Annotated in this window: 17 protein-coding genes; 8 read left to right on the forward strand and 9 right to left on the reverse strand. The window is 74.6% G+C overall.

The window, feature by feature from the left end; genetic code table 11:
* Positions 1-49: 49 nt before the first annotated feature.
* From E4U91_RS03530 to E4U91_RS03540, 3 genes are all read right to left on the reverse strand, one after another.
* Positions 50-265, reverse strand: a complete 216-nt coding sequence (locus tag E4U91_RS03530; protein ID WP_137305166.1) for a hypothetical protein — start codon at positions 263-265, stop codon at positions 50-52.
* A gap of 40 nt (positions 266-305) precedes the next feature.
* The gene (locus tag E4U91_RS03535) at positions 306-1,154 is read right to left on the reverse strand and encodes an SGNH/GDSL hydrolase family protein (RefSeq protein ID WP_137305167.1); all 849 of its coding nucleotides are present in this window, start codon (positions 1,152-1,154) and stop codon (positions 306-308) included.
* A 126-nt stretch (positions 1,155-1,280) separates the two neighbouring features.
* Positions 1,281-2,192 carry a LysR family transcriptional regulator gene (locus tag E4U91_RS03540; protein WP_137305168.1) on the reverse strand — a complete coding sequence of 304 codons (912 nt, stop codon included), beginning with the start codon at positions 2,190-2,192 and terminating at the stop codon, positions 1,281-1,283.
* A gap of 150 nt (positions 2,193-2,342) precedes the next feature.
* Here E4U91_RS03540 and E4U91_RS03545 point away from each other — a divergent pair, with 150 nt between their 5' ends.
* Positions 2,343-3,038 (forward strand): type 1 glutamine amidotransferase domain-containing protein, encoded by a 696-nt coding sequence (locus E4U91_RS03545; RefSeq protein WP_137305169.1) that lies wholly within the window; start codon positions 2,343-2,345, stop codon positions 3,036-3,038.
* A gap of 23 nt (positions 3,039-3,061) precedes the next feature.
* On the opposite strand, the gene E4U91_RS03550 is transcribed toward E4U91_RS03545, so the two are convergent.
* On the reverse strand, positions 3,062-4,213 hold the full coding sequence (locus tag E4U91_RS03550; protein WP_137305170.1) for a serpin family protein: 1,152 nt from the start codon (positions 4,211-4,213) through the stop codon (positions 3,062-3,064).
* Positions 4,214-4,428: 215 nt separating this feature from the next.
* Complete coding sequence (locus E4U91_RS03555) at positions 4,429-5,469, reverse strand: medium chain dehydrogenase/reductase family protein (protein ID WP_137305171.1); 1,041 nt, start codon at positions 5,467-5,469, stop codon at positions 4,429-4,431.
* Between the two features lie 179 nt (positions 5,470-5,648).
* Here E4U91_RS03555 and E4U91_RS03560 point away from each other — a divergent pair, with 179 nt between their 5' ends.
* The 3 genes from E4U91_RS03560 (at position 5,649) to E4U91_RS03570 (ending at position 8,147) form a co-directional block, all read left to right on the forward strand.
* Positions 5,649-6,305: a TetR/AcrR family transcriptional regulator gene (locus E4U91_RS03560; protein WP_137305172.1), complete on the forward strand. Its 657-nt coding sequence runs from the start codon at positions 5,649-5,651 to the stop codon at positions 6,303-6,305.
* Positions 6,306-6,395: 90 nt separating this feature from the next.
* On the forward strand, positions 6,396-6,761 hold the full coding sequence (locus tag E4U91_RS03565; protein WP_137305173.1) for an STAS domain-containing protein: 366 nt from the start codon (positions 6,396-6,398) through the stop codon (positions 6,759-6,761).
* Between the two features lie 120 nt (positions 6,762-6,881).
* On the forward strand, positions 6,882-8,147 hold the full coding sequence (locus E4U91_RS03570; protein WP_137305174.1) for a PP2C family protein-serine/threonine phosphatase: 1,266 nt from the start codon (positions 6,882-6,884) through the stop codon (positions 8,145-8,147).
* Between the two features lie 114 nt (positions 8,148-8,261).
* On the opposite strand, the gene E4U91_RS03575 is transcribed toward E4U91_RS03570, so the two are convergent.
* A complete protein-coding gene (locus tag E4U91_RS03575) occupies positions 8,262-8,609 on the reverse strand; it encodes a DUF3618 domain-containing protein (protein WP_137305175.1) in 348 nt (115 codons plus the stop codon).
* A 120-nt stretch (positions 8,610-8,729) separates the two neighbouring features.
* The gene (locus tag E4U91_RS03580; protein ID WP_137305176.1) at positions 8,730-9,116 is read right to left on the reverse strand and encodes a MerR family transcriptional regulator; all 387 of its coding nucleotides are present in this window, start codon (positions 9,114-9,116) and stop codon (positions 8,730-8,732) included.
* 56 nt (positions 9,117-9,172) lie between these two features.
* Here E4U91_RS03580 and E4U91_RS03585 point away from each other — a divergent pair, with 56 nt between their 5' ends.
* Positions 9,173-10,405: an MFS transporter gene (locus tag E4U91_RS03585; protein ID WP_137305177.1), complete on the forward strand. Its 1,233-nt coding sequence runs from the start codon at positions 9,173-9,175 to the stop codon at positions 10,403-10,405.
* Between the two features lie 140 nt (positions 10,406-10,545).
* Here the strand turns inward: E4U91_RS03585 and E4U91_RS03590 are convergent, their stop codons facing one another.
* Positions 10,546-11,232 carry a chaplin gene (locus tag E4U91_RS03590; protein WP_137305178.1) on the reverse strand — a complete coding sequence of 229 codons (687 nt, stop codon included), beginning with the start codon at positions 11,230-11,232 and terminating at the stop codon, positions 10,546-10,548.
* Between the two features lie 271 nt (positions 11,233-11,503).
* Here E4U91_RS03590 and E4U91_RS03595 point away from each other — a divergent pair, with 271 nt between their 5' ends.
* Complete coding sequence (locus tag E4U91_RS03595) at positions 11,504-13,090, forward strand: alpha/beta hydrolase (RefSeq protein WP_137305179.1); 1,587 nt, start codon at positions 11,504-11,506, stop codon at positions 13,088-13,090.
* A gap of 7 nt (positions 13,091-13,097) precedes the next feature.
* On the opposite strand, the gene E4U91_RS03600 is transcribed toward E4U91_RS03595, so the two are convergent.
* Positions 13,098-13,877, reverse strand: coding sequence for an alpha/beta fold hydrolase (locus tag E4U91_RS03600; RefSeq protein ID WP_137305180.1), 780 nt, complete (start codon positions 13,875-13,877; stop codon positions 13,098-13,100).
* A gap of 163 nt (positions 13,878-14,040) precedes the next feature.
* Here E4U91_RS03600 and E4U91_RS03605 point away from each other — a divergent pair, with 163 nt between their 5' ends.
* Together E4U91_RS03605 and E4U91_RS03610 are read left to right on the forward strand one after the other, a co-directional pair.
* Positions 14,041-15,135 carry a baeRF3 domain-containing protein gene (locus tag E4U91_RS03605; RefSeq protein WP_137305181.1) on the forward strand — a complete coding sequence of 365 codons (1,095 nt, stop codon included), beginning with the start codon at positions 14,041-14,043 and terminating at the stop codon, positions 15,133-15,135.
* Between the two features lie 147 nt (positions 15,136-15,282).
* Positions 15,283-16,308: a Gfo/Idh/MocA family protein gene (locus E4U91_RS03610; RefSeq protein WP_137305182.1), complete on the forward strand. Its 1,026-nt coding sequence runs from the start codon at positions 15,283-15,285 to the stop codon at positions 16,306-16,308.
* Positions 16,309-16,343 lie beyond the last annotated feature (35 nt).

Below are 16,343 nucleotides of genomic sequence, written 5' to 3' on the forward strand. Positions count from 1 at the left end.
CCGGGCCACGTCCTCGGCCTGCCCTGGCCCGAAATGTCGAGATCGTGCTTCAGTCTTCCTCGTTCGCCGGGACCACCACGAGGAAGGCGTCCGACTGCAGGTCCATCACCACGGTCGCCGGCTCCCCTTCGGCACGCCGCGCCGCCGCGAACTCCTCAGCCGGCCACGCACCCCGCGGAGCCCCAGCCGGGAAACGCTCCAACACCTTCGCGCTCATAGCGATCGACACCTCCACTTTGTCCGTCCGGCGACCGAAACGGTCCATTCTCGTAGCATTCGCTTGCCCCGGATCGCCGCGTACATGTTCACCTCGGCGCAACCGGCCGGTTGTCGTCGCCGACGACCCCCTCCGCCGCGCCGGGGGACGGCACGGGACCCGCCGGCAGGACGGGCAGCAGGGTGGGCCGTTTGGCCGTACGGCCGTCCCCCGACGAGCGGCCCCGCAGCCGGCGGCCCATCCAGGGGCCGAGGAAGCCGGCGGCCCAGCGCAGCTCACCGAGCGCGGTGGGCCGGACGGGCGGTCCGGGCAGCGGGTCGGCCCAGGAAGCGTCGCTGCCGGGCAGCGCGAGGGCGTGCGCCACGGCGGCGGCGATGCGGGCGTGGCCCAGCGGGGAGGCGTGCAGCCGGTCGGCGCTCCACAGGCGCGGATCGGTGACGACGGGGTGGTCGGCGGTCTCGGCGACGACGACACCGTGCCGCCGGGCCGCTTCCCTGATACGGGAGTTGAGGGCGTGGACGCGGGGGCCGAGCGGTCGGGCGAGCGGGGTGACGCGGGCGACGTCCGGGAACGTGAGCGTGGCGATTCGGGCACCCTGGGCGGTGAGCGCGGCGAAGACGGCGTCGAGCTCCCCGGCGACCTCGTCGGCGTCGAAGCGGGGCCGCAGCAGGTCGTTGACCCCGGCGACGACCGTGGCGAAGTCGGGCCGCAACGCCAGTGCGGGGCCGAGCTGTTCGGCACGCACCTGTCCGGCGAGCCGGCCGCGCACGGCCAGGTTGGCGTAGTGCAGGCCGGGGTGGTGGACGGCCAGCAGATCGGCGAGCCGGTCGGCCCAGCCGCGCAGCCCGGTGCTGTCGTCACCGTCGCCCAGGCCTTCGGTCTGGCTGTCACCGAGGGCCACGTAGCGCGTGGTGCGGCCGAGTGCGGTGCCGGTCATGGGCGGGCCCCCGTCGAGACGTCGTCGGCCTGCTCCGGGCGAGACGGCCGTACAGGCACCCTACTCACTTTTTTGAATAGCCAGACAGTTTTCCTCGTGCCGGCGGCCGCACCGCCGCCCGGCAGGTCACCAGTCGCGGGCGCTGCGCAGCAGCACCTCCCGTACGCGGGCCACGTCCGGGTTCTCGGGTACGCCGGGCCGCTGGACAAGGAAGCCGGTGTTGATCGGCGGGTCGTCCGGTTCGTGCAGCGCGACGACGGCTCCGGAGGCGAGCGCGTCGCGGCAGAGGTAGCGCGGCAGCACGCTGTAGCCCGCCCCCGCGACCACGGCGGCCAGCACCCCGCGCAGATCGGGCACGGTCACCGCGGCGGCGCACGACAGCCGGCGGCCGAAGACGTGCCGCCAGTAGCGGCGGGCGATCGGCAGGTCCTCCGCGTACGTGATCAGCGGCACCCCGTGCAGGGCGGCGGGCCCGTCCTCGGCGAGGCCTGCGGTCAGTTGTCCGGCCCACCGGGGCGCGGCGACGAGCACGAACTCCTCGTCGGTCAGCGCCTCCCAGGCGAGGGTGCGGCCCCGGGGGCGGCTGGTGGCGACGACCAGGTCGTACCGGCCGGCCCGCAGCTCGTCGAGCAGCGGATCGGTCAGTCCGGTCGCCACCCGCAGCCGTACGCCCTCGGCGACGAGCGGGGCGAGCGCGGGCAGGACCCGGGTGCACAGCAGCTCGGCGGGACCGGCCAGGTGGACGGGGGCGGGGGGCCGTGTGCCGGGCGCGGCGGCGGGGCCCGCCACGGCCGCCAGGTCGTCGAGCGCCGGGGCCACCCGTGCGGCGAGGGCGTCGGCGACGGCCGTGGGCGCCACGCCCCGCGGCAGCCGCTGGAACAGCTCGCGCCCGGTCTGCCGCTCCAGGGTCCGCATCTGCGTGGTCACCGTGGGCTGCGACAGTCCCAGTACCTGGGCGGCGCCGGTGAACGAGCCCGAGCGGTACACCGCCAGGAAGGTGCGCAGGAGGTTCAGATCGAGGTTCGCGTGACCGTCCACCCGGTCCAGTATTCCGCGCGAGCCATAAGAGATCCAATGGCTGACATTCGTGCGTCCATTGGTTTTCCATGATGGTCCGTCGTTACGGTCGGGGGCACACGGACCGACGTCCGCGGAACCGCAGCTCCACCGATCGTGAAGGACACCCTCATGGCCAAGATCCTCTTCGTGATGACCGGCGCCGACTCCCTGACGCTCGCCGACGGCACCGGACACCCCACCGGCTTCTGGGCGGAGGAGGCCGTCGCCCCGTACCGCGCTTTCCGGGCCGCCGGTCACGAGGTGGTCGTCGCCACGCCCGGCGGGGTCGCGCCGACCGTGGACCGGGCGAGCCTGGCCCCCGAGTTCAACGGCGGCCAGGACGGCGCCGACCGGGTCGCCGCCGAGCTGGAGGCGATGACCGAGCTCACCCACCCGCTGCACCTGGAGGACGTGCGGCTCGACGCGTACGCGGCGGTGTTCTACCCCGGCGGGCACGGCCCGATGGAGGACCTGGCCGTGGACGCCGCCTCCGGCCGGCTGCTCGTCGACGCGCTGGCCGCGGGCACGCCGCTGGGCGTGGTCTGCCACGGCCCCGCCGCGCTGCTGGCCGCGGTCACGCAGGACGGCGCGAACGCCTTCGCCGGGTACCGGGTCGCCGGGTTCACCAACGCCGAGGAGACCCAGGGCGGCCTCGCGCCCCGGCTGAAGTGGCTGCTCCAGGACCGGCTGACCGAGGCGGGCGTGGAGGTGGTGGAGGGCGAGCCGTGGGCGCCGCACGTGGTGGTGGACCGCACGCTGGTCACCGGCCAGAACCCGGCCTCCTCGGCTCCCCTGGCCGACGAACTGCTGAAGCGACTGGGCTGACCGGGGTCCGGGGTCCTCCCGGGTCACTCCTGCCACGGCAGGGGATCCGTCACCCAGCCCGCCGCCAGCACGAGCCGGGTGTGGCGGTGCAGGGCGAGGAAGCCGAAGGGCCGGTCGAAGGCGGCGCTGATCAGGGTGGTGACGTAGCGGAGGTCGGGCATGCCTCCGCCCGCGATGTCCATCGCGGTCACCGCGGCGGCCTCGAAGCCCCGCGCGCCGAACCTCGCCACGCACGTCTGCCGGGCCGACCCGACGGCGAGCGGGAACGCGCTGATGCCGGGGAAGTGTCCGCGCGTGGTGTCCCGTGCCGCCGTGAGCCCGAACAACCGGTGCAGCTCCAGCAGATCGTGGTCGGCGTCCATCGCGTAGGCCGCGGTCGTCACGTGCAGCGACGGCGGCTCGGGCCGCGTACAGCGCACCCTGTCCACCTGCACGCCGGGGCCGGCGTGCCCGAGGGGCAGCCGCGGCCCCGGCACGACCGGATGCCGGCCGGCGAGGATGCCGACCCCGGCCTCCAGTACCGGTCCCGGCCCCATGCCCTCCTCACCGAGCAGCAGGTGCACGTCGAGGGCATTGTTCCCCAGCACCTTCAGCTCCGTGACGTGCCCGCCGGGCGTCCGCGCCACCCCGATCCGGTCCAGCAGGACATTGGAGCGGCGCAGCCCGAGCCGCGGCTCGGTGGCCCAGGGCTCGTACCCGGTGTCCAACGGCCCCTCCTCGAAGGGGCTCAGCCACTGCGTGCGCAGCGCCAGCGCGCTGGCCAGGACCATCTCGGTGTCCTTGGCCAGGGTGACCGGCATGTGGTCGATCAGCCCGCCGGTCCGCCGCGCCGCCCAGGCGTCCAGCGCCCGGCGGTCGGCGGGGCGGTCGCCGGTGAGCACCCCGTGGGCGTCGGCCGGCAGGCCCGCCGCCCACTGCTCCCTCAGTTCCAGCGTGCGCTTCGTCCACATTCCCAGCGCGGTGTCGAGCCCCCGCATGCCGTCCATCGCGGCGAGCAGGTCACGGGCGGCGCCCGCCGCCTGCCCGGCGGGCAGTCCGAGCGCCTCGGCCAGCTCCGCCCGCGCCGGGCCACCGGCTCCGTCGGCCAGGTGGGCCAGCAGCGGCCACACCCCCGCCGCCGAGAACACCGTGCCGCCCTGCGCGGCACCCGCCCACCGCGCGGTCAATCCGTTCACGGCCCGGACCGTGGTCCTTGCGACAGCCACCGCTCCCCCATCACCGGCCCGCCCCGGCACGCGGGCCGGGCCTCGTCGTCGGTCGACATCCTCGGGCAGCCGGCACTGCTCCCGCCACTGACATTCGGGCCTCCTCGGCGACCGGCCCGGACGGGGCGCCGCCGCGGTCCGACGGCCCAGGGGTGTCTCGCTCGCCGATCAAGCCGAGACACCCCCTACGACGCGTCGGCGCGCAGGACGACCTTCCCGACGACCGTGCCGGACTCGGCCAGCCGCATGGCCTCGGCGACCCGGGTGAGGGGCAGTTCGGCCGCGATGTCGGCGGTGATCTCACCGCGTCGCAGGGCTTCGAAGACCTCGGTGAGGTCGGCGCGCAGCCGGGCCCGGAAGCGGCTGCGGCTGAGTGCCTTGCCGGCCCAGACGTTGAAGAAGGAGGCGCGCCGCCCGTTGGGCAGGGCGTTCCACACCCAGACGCGGCCCAGCAGCTTCAGCACGGGCCACTGCTTGGAGCCCTGGTCGTCGCGGGTGGAGGCGGAGCCGTAGGCGACGAGCGTGCCGCCGGGGGCGAGCAGGTGCCAGGAGTCGACGGCGCTGCGGCCGCCGACGTGGTCGAAGACGGCGTCCACGCCGCCGGGGGCGAGTGCACGGACGCGGGCCGGGACGTTCTCGGTGCGGTAGTCGATCGGGGTCACGCCCCGTTCGCGCAGGGCGGCGTGGTGGCGTTCGGACGCGGTGCCGATCACCTGCGCGCCGGCGGCCCGCGCGAGCTGGACCAGGACCGAGCCGACCCCTCCGTTGGCGCCGTGCACCAGGACGGTCTGCCCGGCCCGGACGCGCGCCGTGCGGTGGAGCATCTGCCAGGCGGTGATCCCGTTGATCACCAGGGTCTCGGCCTGCGCGGCGCCGATGCCGTCCGGGACCGGGACCGCGTCGGCGGCGTCGACGACCACGTGGCTGGCCCAGCCCCCGACCTTGAGCAGCGCGGCCACCCTGGTGCCGGCCAGAGCGGCGGGGACGCCCCGCCCCGTCGCGATGACGGTGCCGACCACGTCGTAGCCGGGGACGAACGGGAAGGGCGGCTGGTCGTAGTAGCGGCCCCGGCGCATCTGCTGTTCGGCGAAGGACACGCCGGTCGCCTCCATGCGGACGACGACCTGGCCCGGTCCGGCCGTGGGCACGGCGGCGTGCCGGAGCCGGAGCCCCTCCGGCTCGACCGTGCCCGGCAGTACGACCTCCACCATCGTTGCGTCGTTCATGACGTCCTCCCTCCAAGACCCCGCCAGTTAGTGGCTGGCGCTTCTGTTAGAAGTTATAACCAACGATGGAGTGACAGTCAAGCGCGACAGTTATATGGTCTAACCGAAGAACTGAAGACGCCGGACAGTCCCGTCCACCACGGGTCCCGGCGACCGGGCCGAGGGAAGGAACGACGCACGTGACCGCTGCGCGGGAGACACCACGCGAGCGCTACCGCAGCCAGCTCCGGGCGGAGATCAAGGAGCACGCCTGGGAGCAGATCGCCACCGCCGGCGCGCCGGGGCTGTCCCTGAACGCCATTGCCAAGCGCATGGGCATGAGCGGTCCGGCGCTCTACCGGTACTTCTCCAGCCGGGACGAACTGATCACCGAGCTGATCCGCGACGCCTACCGCGGCCTCGCCGACACCGTCCGCGCCGCGGCGGCCGAGGGCGCCGACCTGGCGGAACTGGGACGGACGCTGCGGGCCTGGGCCCTGGAGGACCCCCAGCGCTACTTCCTGATCTACGGAACGCCGATCCCGGGCTACCACGCCCCCGACGACATCACGGAGACCGCGTCCCAGGTCATGGAGTGCCTCCTCGACGCGGCCCGGTCGCCCGGCGGTGACGCCCCGCAGGACGAACCGGATGACGACCCGGTACGCGCGCACCTCGCCGGGCACCGGGAGTGGGCCGCCGACCACCCGGCCGACGCGGCCGCCCTGCACCGGGCCCTCATGTTCTGGACCCGCCTGCACGGCATCCTGTCGCTGGAGCTCGCGGGCCACTTCACCGGCATGGGGCTCGACCCGGCAGAGCTGTACGCGAGCGAACTGCGCACGCTGACCCGATGACTTCCCACGGGTGCATCCGATCGGGGCGTCGGACGGGAACAGAGCCGTGACATCCCGCCCGGGAAAGAACCTCACCCCATCGAGGAAACGGTGACCCCCATCGACGACGCCGACCGGCCGGCCCGGCGGCTCCGCGCCGAGCAGCGCACCGCAGCCGGCATCCGTGTCGTGTCCCTGCACGGCGAGATCGACCACAACGTCAAGGACCTGCTCCGCGACGCCCTCGACCCGTACGACGCCCGTCCGGCGCGCATCGTGGCGGACCTCGGCGGGGTCACCTTCCTGGACTCCAGCGGCATCACCGTGTTCATCGCCGCCCACCAGCAGATCGTCGACGCGGGCGGCTGGCTGCGCATCGCCGCCCCGCAGGAAGCGGTCCGGGAGGTCCTGCGCCTGGTCACCGTCGACACCGTCATCGCCTGCTTCCCCAGCCTCGACCAGGCCCTTTCCGGCTGACGCGGACCACCGGCCGCGCAGCCGCGCCCTCCTCCGCCGGGAGCATCAAGTCGGCCTCCGGGGGGACACTGGCAGGGACGTACCCGTCCCCGGGAGGCGTCGACGCACCGAGGAAAGAGGATGCCGGCGGTGGAGGACACGAGGGCCGACGCGCGGCGCATGCTGGAGGGCCTGCTGGCCGCCAGCCACCTGATGCCCCTCGAGGCACTGCCCGCCCGGGTCACCGAGCACGCGGCGGCGGCAGGGCTGACCGAGGTGTCGATCTACATCGCCGACGTGCAGGGCAACATCCTGAGGCTGCTGACCGGGGACAAGGGCACGGGCGAGGCCGGACCCGGGCAGGAGGCCGAGCTGAAGGTCGAGGGGACGCTGCCGGGGCGGTCGTACCAGTACGTCGAGGTGCTGGCCGACCGGTCCCCCGAGGCGCGGGGGCACCGGTGGTGGGTGCCGCTGCTGGACGGCACCGAGCGCCTCGGCGTCCTGCGGATCACCACGGCCGACGACACCGGTCGGACACAACAGGACATGGTGGCACTGGCCTCCCTCATCGCGCTGATCCTGGTGAGCAAGCGCGGGCACAGTGACGCCTACGCGCGGCTGACCCGCGCGGAGCCGATGAACATCGCCGCGGAGATGCAGTGGCACCTGATGCCGCCGCGTAGCTACGCCGACGGGCGGATGGTGATCGCCGCGGCGATGGAGCCCGCCTACCGCATCAGCGGCGACGCGTTCGACTACGCCACGGCCGGACCCATCGTCCACCTGTCGATCTTCGACGCCATGGGGCACGACACCGCCGCCGGGCTCAGCGCCAACCTCGCCATGGCCGCCTGCCGCAACGCCCGCCGCCAGGACGCCGGGCTGGTGGAGATCACCGAGCGCATCGAACAGGCGCTGATCGACCAGTACGGGCAGACCCGCTACGTGACCGGGATCGTGGCCGACCTCGACACCACCACCGGCACGCTGACCTGGGTGAACCGCGGGCACCACCCGCCGGTGGTGATCCGCGGGGGGCGGTGGATCAGCGAGCTGCGCTGCAGGCCGGCCCACCCCATGGGCACCCGCCTCGGCCTGGAGGCACGCCTGTGCCGTGAACAGCTCGAGCCCGGCGACCGGATCGTGTGCTACACCGACGGCATCACCGAGGCCCGGGGCGCGGGGGACACGGAGTTCGGACTGGAGCGGTTCGTGGACTTCCTGCTCCGCCACCACGCCGACGGTCTCCCCGTGCCGGAGACCCTGCGCCGCCTCGTGCACGCCGTCCTGGAGTACCACGGCGGCCGCCTCAACGACGACGCCACGGTGCTGGTGTGCGAATGGCTAGGCCCCGACCCCGACACCACCACCGAAGCCGCGGCCCGAACCGGCCTGCCCCTCCCGTGACCGGCCCCGACCTGAGCGCCGTCGGCGACTGGATGTGCGCGCGGTCGGCCCGGGCGGCCCGGGTGCAGGAGACGGACCGCGCCCGGCGGCCACCACGACGGCGTCCGGGGTGGTTCAGTCCTTGCGGCGGAGCACCAGCCACGCCACCAGGACCACGCCGGCGGCCACCAGGACCACCGTGCGTTCGTCCCGCGCCAGTTGTGCGCCCTGGGCCGTCCGCTGCCGCACCGGGCCGGGGGTCCCGTCGTGCGTCCGGTGCAGGAACCGGGCCGCGGCGGCCTTCAACTCCCCCGCCGTGCGCGCGGCGTGTTCCCCGACCTCGGCCGCCTTCTCCCGCGCGCGTGCCTTGACGTCGGCCTTGGCCGCCAACGCCTCGACCGTCCGGCCGAGTTCGGCCCTGGTCCGCTCGACCTGCTGCCGCAGTTCCTCGGGGCCGGGGGACTTGTCGCTGTGCTGAGTCATCGTCGGGCACTCTCCTCGGTTCGGCCGCGTCGGCCTTCACGTTCCGGTCCGCCCGCCCGGGCGGACCGGCCTGCTGCACCCGCTTCCTGTACCCGTGACCGGCCGGTTCAGCGGCAGCGTTCACCCGGACGACGACGCCCCGCCGTCCGGCCGGACCGCCGCGAGGTAGGCGAGCAGCCGGTCGCGGTTGCGGGCCAGGCAGTCGATCCGGGCCTGGATGCGGTCCACGTGTCCCTGGAGCAGGGCCGCGGTCTGCGGGGTCAGGTGCTCGGCGGGCAGGACCAGTTCGTCCGGCCCGGACAGGTACGGCAGGATCGCGCGGATCATCTCCGTGGTGAGCCCCGAGTCCAGCAGCCCGCGGATCTGCTGCACGTCCCGCACGGCCGACTCGCCGTAGTCGCGGTACCCGTTGTCACCGCGGTCGGGGTGGAGCAGGTCCTGTTCCTCGTAGTAGCGCAGCAGGCGGGTCGGGACGCCGGTGCGCCGGGAGAGGTCGCCGATCCTCATGGGCCTCGCATTCCGCGCTTGCCTTCACACTGATGTGAACCTCCGACCATGGTGGCATGTCCCTCTCTCCCCTGGTCAAGGCCACCTCCCTGCCCGCGCCCCTGCCCTGGTCGGGGCTGCTCGCCCTGTCCACGGCCGCCTTCACCGCCGTCCTGACCGAACTGCTGCCCGCCGGGCTGCTGCCGCGCATGGCCCCGGCGCTCGGCGTGCCCGAGGCGCGGATCGGGTTTCTGGTCACGGCGTACGCGGTGGCCTCGTTCGCGGCGGCGATCCCGGTCACCGCGCTGGTGCGCGGGCTGCCCCGGCGGCCGGTCCTGATGGGCGCCCTGCTGGGCTTCGCGGCGAGCAACGCGGTGGTGGCGCTGTCGTCGTCCTACACCCTCACCTTCGCGGCCCGGGTCCTCGCCGGGGTGATGGGCGGGACGCTGTGGGCGATGCTCGCCGGGTACGGGGCGCGGATGGTGCCCGCCGAGCGGCGCGGCCGGGCCATCGCGGTCGTCCTGGCCGGGATCACCCTGGCGCTGGCCGCCGGGGTGCCCGCCGGGACGGCACTGGCGGAGGCGGTCGGCTGGCGCCCGGCGTTCGGGCTGCTCTCCCTCGCGGGGCTGGGCGTGCTCGGCTGGGTGTGGTGGCGGGTGCCCGGATTCCCCGGTGAGGCGCGGGGCGGACGCGTGCCGGTCGCCCGGGTCGCCGTGCTCCCGGGCCTGCCGGCCGTGCTGGCGGTGACGCTGTTCCTGCTGCTGGGCCACCAGGTGATGTACACGTACGTCGCCCCCTTCAGCGCGTGGGCGGGATGCGGGCCCACCGGGCTGGTGCTGCTGGTGTTCGGGGCCGCGACCGTCGCCGGGATCTGGGTGACGGGCCTGGTCGTGGACCACCGCCCCCGGCTCGCCCTGCTGACCGCGCTCGCGCTGTGCGCGGGGGTGATGGTCGTCCTCGGCCGCTGGGCCGGGGAGCCCGTCGTGCTGCTCGGGGCGGTCGCCCTGTGGGGCGTGGCGTTCGGCGGAGCGCCGACCCTGATCCAGACGGCCCTGGTCGACGCGTCGGGACCGGCCGCGGCGGACGTGGCCACGTCGCTCCAGGCGACCGTGTACAACGCGGGCATCGCGGGCGGCTCACTGACCGGGGGTCTGGTCCTGGAGGGGGCGGGCGCGGGCGCCCTGCCGTGGACGGCGCTGCCGCTGCTGGTCGCCGCGCTGGCGGTGGTCGCGGGCGCCCGGCACACCGCGTTCCCGGGGCGGCGTGAGCACGATCAGGTCACCCGGCCCCGGCCCGGGCTCCCCCGGTGACTCGCCACCGGTCCGGGGCCGCGACCAAGTGACTCACCCCGCCCCGGCGCAGGCGCCACCTGGTGCCCCCATCCGCACCCGGACGGCCGAGGGCCCCGCCGGACAGTGCGTCCGGCGGGGCCCTCGTGCGCGGCGTGGGCTCAGGCGCGGCCCGTGGTGCGGAAGCGCCGGTACAGGGCGGCTCCGCCCAGGATCATGGCCGTGCTGCCGACCAGCGCGGGGAACGTGGCGTCGGCACCCGTGCTGGCCAGGGCCGTCACCGTGCCCGACTGGGCCTCGGTCCGCTCGCCGGACGCGGCCCGGCCGCCGGGCTCGTGCTCGTGCTCGGGCGCCGGGGGCACGTGCCGGGGCGGCTGTGCCGTGGGCTCCTCCGGGGCGGAGGGCTCCTCGCCGTGCGTGTCGCCGGGGCCGTTCACGGACGTGTTGCCCATGACCGGGTTGGCGATGCCGACGACGTCCACGGTGTTGCCGCTGACGTTCACCGGCAGATCGACGGGGAGCTGGACGCCGTTGCCGGAGACCAGGCCCGGCGACTGGGCCGCCTCGGCGTCCGCGGCCGCACCCGAGGAGGCGTGCTCGTCGCGGGCACCGGTGTTGGCGCAGGCGTTGCCCGCCGCCGGGTTCAGCAGTCCCACCACGTTCACGGTGTTCCCGCACACGTTCACCGGCACGTCCACCGGCAGTTGGATGGCGTTGCCACTGGCCGCGCCGGGCGAGCCGACCGCTGCCGCGTCCGCCGAGGAGTCGGCGTGCGCCGGCATCACCACGGCCATCGCGCCGGAGGCGGCGGCGAAGGCGATCACCCCGTTTCGGGCAACCCGTCTCATAGGTCCCTGCCTTCCAGACATCGTCACGGGCCCTCGCCCGCATCAGGTAGAACGCGGGCGAACCGGTCCAGTAATGGCTGATCGCCCTTTCACCCCATCGGGCGGCGATCCCCTCCAACTGTCGGGAAATATGCGGAACCGGTGCACCGCGGCCCCCCGACCACGGTCCGTCGCGCTGCGTCACCCGTCCGGAGGCGGGCCCCGGCGAGGCCGCCTATCGTGAGCGAGGGCGCCGGTTCCCGACCGACGACGGGGCGTCCGGGAGGCACTGATGCTGGTCAAGCTGTCGACGCGTCCCACGGTGCGCCGCTGCGCGCTCGCCGGAGCCGCCGCGCTGACCCTGCTCGCCGCGGGGCTGCCCACGGCCGTCGCCGGGAGCGGCGACGGACCCGGCCTGTCCCGGTTCTACGACCAGACGATCACATGGTCGGCGTGCGAGGGCGACGACATGCCCCACGACCTCCAGTGCGGCAAGGCCACCGTCCCGCTCGACTACGCGCACCCCGCGAAGGGAACGCTCGACCTGGCGCTCGCGCGCTACCGCGCGACCGGCGACAAACAGGGTTCGGTGGTGCTGAACTTCGGCGGCCCCGGCGGCGCGGGGGTCCCCCAGCTCGCCTACGGCGGCAAGGAGTTCATGGACCTCACCGACCACTACGACGTGGTCACCTTCGACCCGCGCGGCGTCGGCCGCTCCTCCCCGGTCAGCTGCGGAGCCGGCCAGGAGGACGCCTTCGCGGCGGGCCTCGGCGGCCGGCCGGACCTCGGTGACCCGCGGACCGTGCTCGACCAGCTGAAGGAGGCGGCCGACCAGTGCGCCGCGCACTCCGGGCCGGTCCTGCCGTACATCGGCACCGTGCACGCCGCGCGGGACCTGGACGTGCTGCGCGCGGCGCTCGGCGACAAGAAGCTCAACTACCTCGGCTTCTCCTACGGGACCCGGCTCGGCGCGGTGTACGCGGCCGAGTTCCCGCACCGGGTGGGCCGCATCGCGCTGGACGGCGTCGACACGCTGACCGAGCCGCTGGCCGAGCAGGGGCTGGCCGGGGCCGCGGGCCAGCAGGTCGCGCTGGAGGACTTCGTCGCCTGGTGCGTGAAGGACATCGCGTGCCCGTTCGGCACCGACGCGCGCTCCGCCCGCGACGAGGTCGTACGGCTGGTGAGTTCACTCGACGAGGACCCGGTGCCGTCGGACTACGGGCCGCCGTTCACCGGTCAGGACCTGGTCGCGGCGCTCAGCCAGGCGCTGTACAGCGAGGAGTGGTGGCCGTCGCTGGAGCGGGCGCTGTCGCAGCTGGTGGAGAACGGCGACACGAGCGGGGTGGCGACCTTCGCCACCGGCGGCATGACGCTGCCCGTGCGCTCCCCGCGGCCGACCCCGGGCGCCCTCGTCGACGAGGAGGACGTGCCGCTCGACAACCTCCCGGCGGCGCTGATGGCGATCAACTGCGCGGACGACCCCGACCGCCCCGCGGCCGGGCGGATCGCCGCCGACCTGCGCCGGCTGCGGACCGAGTACGAGCAGGTCTCGCCGGTGTTCGGCCGCTACCGGCTCACCCAGGTCCTGATGTGCTACGGCCGCCCCGCCGGCACCGACTACATACGCGACGAGGTGAAGCGCGTCGACACCCCGAAGATGCTGCTGGTCGGCACCCGCGGCGACCCGGCGACGCCCTACCGCTGGACGGAGGAGACCGCGCGGCGGCTCGGTCCGTCGGCCGTGGTGCTGGACAACAAGGGCGAGGGGCACACGGGGTACGGCTCGTCCAAGTGCGTGCACCGCAAGGTGGACGACTTCCTGATGTACGGCTCGCTCCCGCCCAGCGGCAGCTCGTGCCTGTCCGAGCGCGAGGACTGAGTGCCCGTCAGTTCCGCCCGCTGACGAACGCGTCCAGGACGGCGGTGAGTTCGGCCGGCTTCTCCACCGGCAGCTCGTGACCGGCGTCGAGGACGCGGACGGTGGCGTCCGGGTACGCCGCGGCCAGCCGGAGCATCTGCCCGACCGGCAGCTGGACGTCGTGGTAGCCGTGCACCATCAGGGTGGGCGTGCGGATCCCGCCGGCCCGGTCCAGCACGTCGAAGCCGCGCATGGCGCCGTACAGGGTCATCACCACCTCGCGCGGGGTGTCCGCGGAGTCCCTGATGTACCGCCGGACCTCCTCGCGCGGGTAGCCGGGCGCGAAGGCGCGCCGGATGTTCGTGGCCACGAACAGCTTGAACGGCACCAGGGTGGACACCGCCATCAGCAGGCCCCGCGCCCGGTTGTACGCCATGCGGCCGATGGAGTTGACCAGCACCATCCGCTCGACGCGCCCGGGGTGCTCGAGCGCGACGGTCTGCGCGATCATCCCGCCCATCGAGTGGCCGACCAGGACGCAGCGCTCGATCCCCAGGTGGTCCAGCAGGGCGACGACGTCCCGCGCCAGCTCGCCGATGGTCCGCACGCCCGCCCCGCCACTGTCGCCGTGCCCGCGCAGGTCGAGCCGGACCACCCGGCGGCGCTCGGCGAAGTGGGCCACCTGGTGGTCCCAGCGGTGGCGGTTCGCGGTCCAGCCGTGGACGAACACCAGCGGCACCCCGCTGCCGTCGCGCGGGCCCTCGTCGTCGTACGTCAGCCGGGCGCCGTCGACTTCGAGCTGCGGCATGGGTGCCTCCTGCGGGTGCGGTCCTGAACCCGGCCCGGTGGCCGGCCACTCCGGTTACTGACGCGTACGGTAACCGGCGGGCGGGTCCGGCGTCAGCGCGTCCCGGACCAGGGAGACCATGATCCCGAGGCGGTTTGTCCCCGTTCGCCCTATCGTGCTGTGCATGGAGCACGCACTCAGCCCCGCCGCCCTGTCCGAGTTGCGCCGCCCGCGGCCCTACCCCGCGGTGTCCGTGCTGACGCCGACGCACCGCCGCGGACCCGACACCGCCCAGGACCCGGTGCGGCTGCGCAACGTCGTGGCCGCGGCGAAGAAGCAGCTGGAGTCCGACCCGGCGGTCACCCGCGAGCGGCGCCTGGACGTCGTGGAGCAGCTCGACCGGGCCCTGTCCGAGGTGGACCTGCGCGAGACCGAGGACGGACTGGTCATCTTCGCCGCCCCGGGCGAGCACCAGGTGTGGACGCTGGCCCGGTCCGTGCCCGAGCGGGTGGTCCTGTCGGACACCTTCCTCACCCGCAACCTGGTCTCGGCGCAGGCCGCCGACCGGCCGTTCTGGGTGCTGTCGGTCTCCGCCGACCGGGTCACCCTCTGGAACGGCGGCGCCGGGCACGTCACCGAGGAGCGCTCCGGCGGCTTCCCGCTGACCCGGAGCCAGGAGAACTTCGACGCCGAGCGGCTGGAGCGGGTCGGCAACCTGCCGAGCACCTTCCGCGACGAGGACACCCGGCACTTCCTGCGCGACGCCGACACCGCGCTCACCGGCCTGCTGCGCGAGAACCCGCGGCCGGTGTACGTCACCGGCGAGCCGGCCGCGCTGTCCCTGCTGGACGAGTTCGGCGGCGCGGCCCGCGACGCCGTGCACCTGGCGCACGGCGGCCTCGCCCACGGGACGCCGGAGGCGGTGTGGCAGGCGGTGCACCCGCTGCTCGAGGAGGAGGCGCGGCGGCAGGACGAGGCGGTGGCCCGTGAGCTCCAAGCCGCGCGCGGGCACCGCACGTTCGCGGCCGGCGTCGACGAGCTCTGGCAGAGCGCCCGGGAGGGCCGGGTGCGGCTGCTCGCCGTGGAGGAGGACTACCGGGTCACCGTGCGCGACGCCGGCGACCACCTGGTCCCGGCCGACGGCGACGACCTGGACGCCCGCGAGGACATCGTGGACGAGATCGTCGAGCAGTGCCTGGAGACCGGCGCCGAGGTGCGCTTCGTCCCGGACGGCACGCTCGGGGACGCCCAGGGCATCGCGGGCGTCCTGCGCTACTGAGCCGCCGCCGACCCAGCGCCGACCCGCCCAGACCGGTCCCCCGGGGCCACCGGCCGTCCCTCGCCTGCGTGCATGACACCCTGAGGACCGCGCGTGCGGGTCGTCGCGCGGGCCGGGTGGGTGCGGACTGGGGAAGGAGCCGGGATCGTGTCGGAGCTGCTGGGGGTGGCCGTCCTGGGTGCGGGCCACATGGGGGCCGACCACGTGCGGCGCCTGGACCGGGGGGTGAGCGGCGCCAGGGTGGCCGCCGTGGCCGATCCCGACACCGCGCGCGCGAAGGAGGCGGCCGCCGGGATCGACGGGGTCACGGTGCACGCCGAGGCCGAGGCCGCGCTGGACGCGCCCGGCGTCGAGGCGGTGCTGATCGCCTCCCCGGGACCCGCGCACGAGGAGGCCCTGCTGGCGGCCTTCGCGCGCGGACTGCCGGTGCTGTGCGAGAAGCCGATGGTGCCGGACTCCGAGGGCGCGCTGCGCGTGGTCGAGGCGGAGGCGCGCGGCGGGCGCCGGCTCGCACAGGTCGGCTTCATGCGGCGCTACGACGCCGAGTACCGGCGGCTGAAGCGGGTGCTGGACGACGGGCGCCTGGGCCGGCCACTGATGCTGCACTGCGTGCACCGCAACGTCTCCTCGCCGCCCGGCTTCACCAGCGCCATGCTGATCGACAGCTCGGTCTCGCACGAGATCGACGCGGCCCGCTGGCTGCTCGGCCAGGAGCTCACCGCGGTGACCGTGCTGCGCCCGCGTCCCTCGGGCGGCGCTCCGCAGGGCCTGCTGGACCCGCAGTTCGTGCTCTTCGAGACGGACGGCGGCGCCCTCGTCGACGTCGAGATCTTCGTGAACTGCGGCTTCGGCTACCAGGTGCGCTGCGAGGCGGTCTGCGAGCACGGCAGCGCCCGCGCCGGCGAAGACCACGGCCTGCTGCTGACCACCGCGGGCACGGCGGGCGCCGAGGTGCCGCAGGACTACCTGGTGCGGTTCGCCGACGCCTACGACCGCGAGGTGCAGGCATGGGTGGACGCCACCCGGCAGGGGCGGGCCACCGGCCCCACCGCCTGGGACGGTTACGCGGCCTCCGCCGTGGCCGAGGCCGGCGTTCGCGCGCTGGAGAGCGGTTTGCGCACCCCTGTCGACCTCGCCCCGCGTCCGGCGCTGTACACGGACACCGGTCGCTGAGCGTCCCGGCCGCGGGGCCGCGGGCCCGGCGCGGG

Source organism: Streptomyces lasalocidi (genome assembly GCF_005280215.1).
Taxonomy (GTDB): Bacteria; Actinomycetota; Actinomycetes; order Streptomycetales; family Streptomycetaceae; genus Streptomyces; species Streptomyces longwoodensis.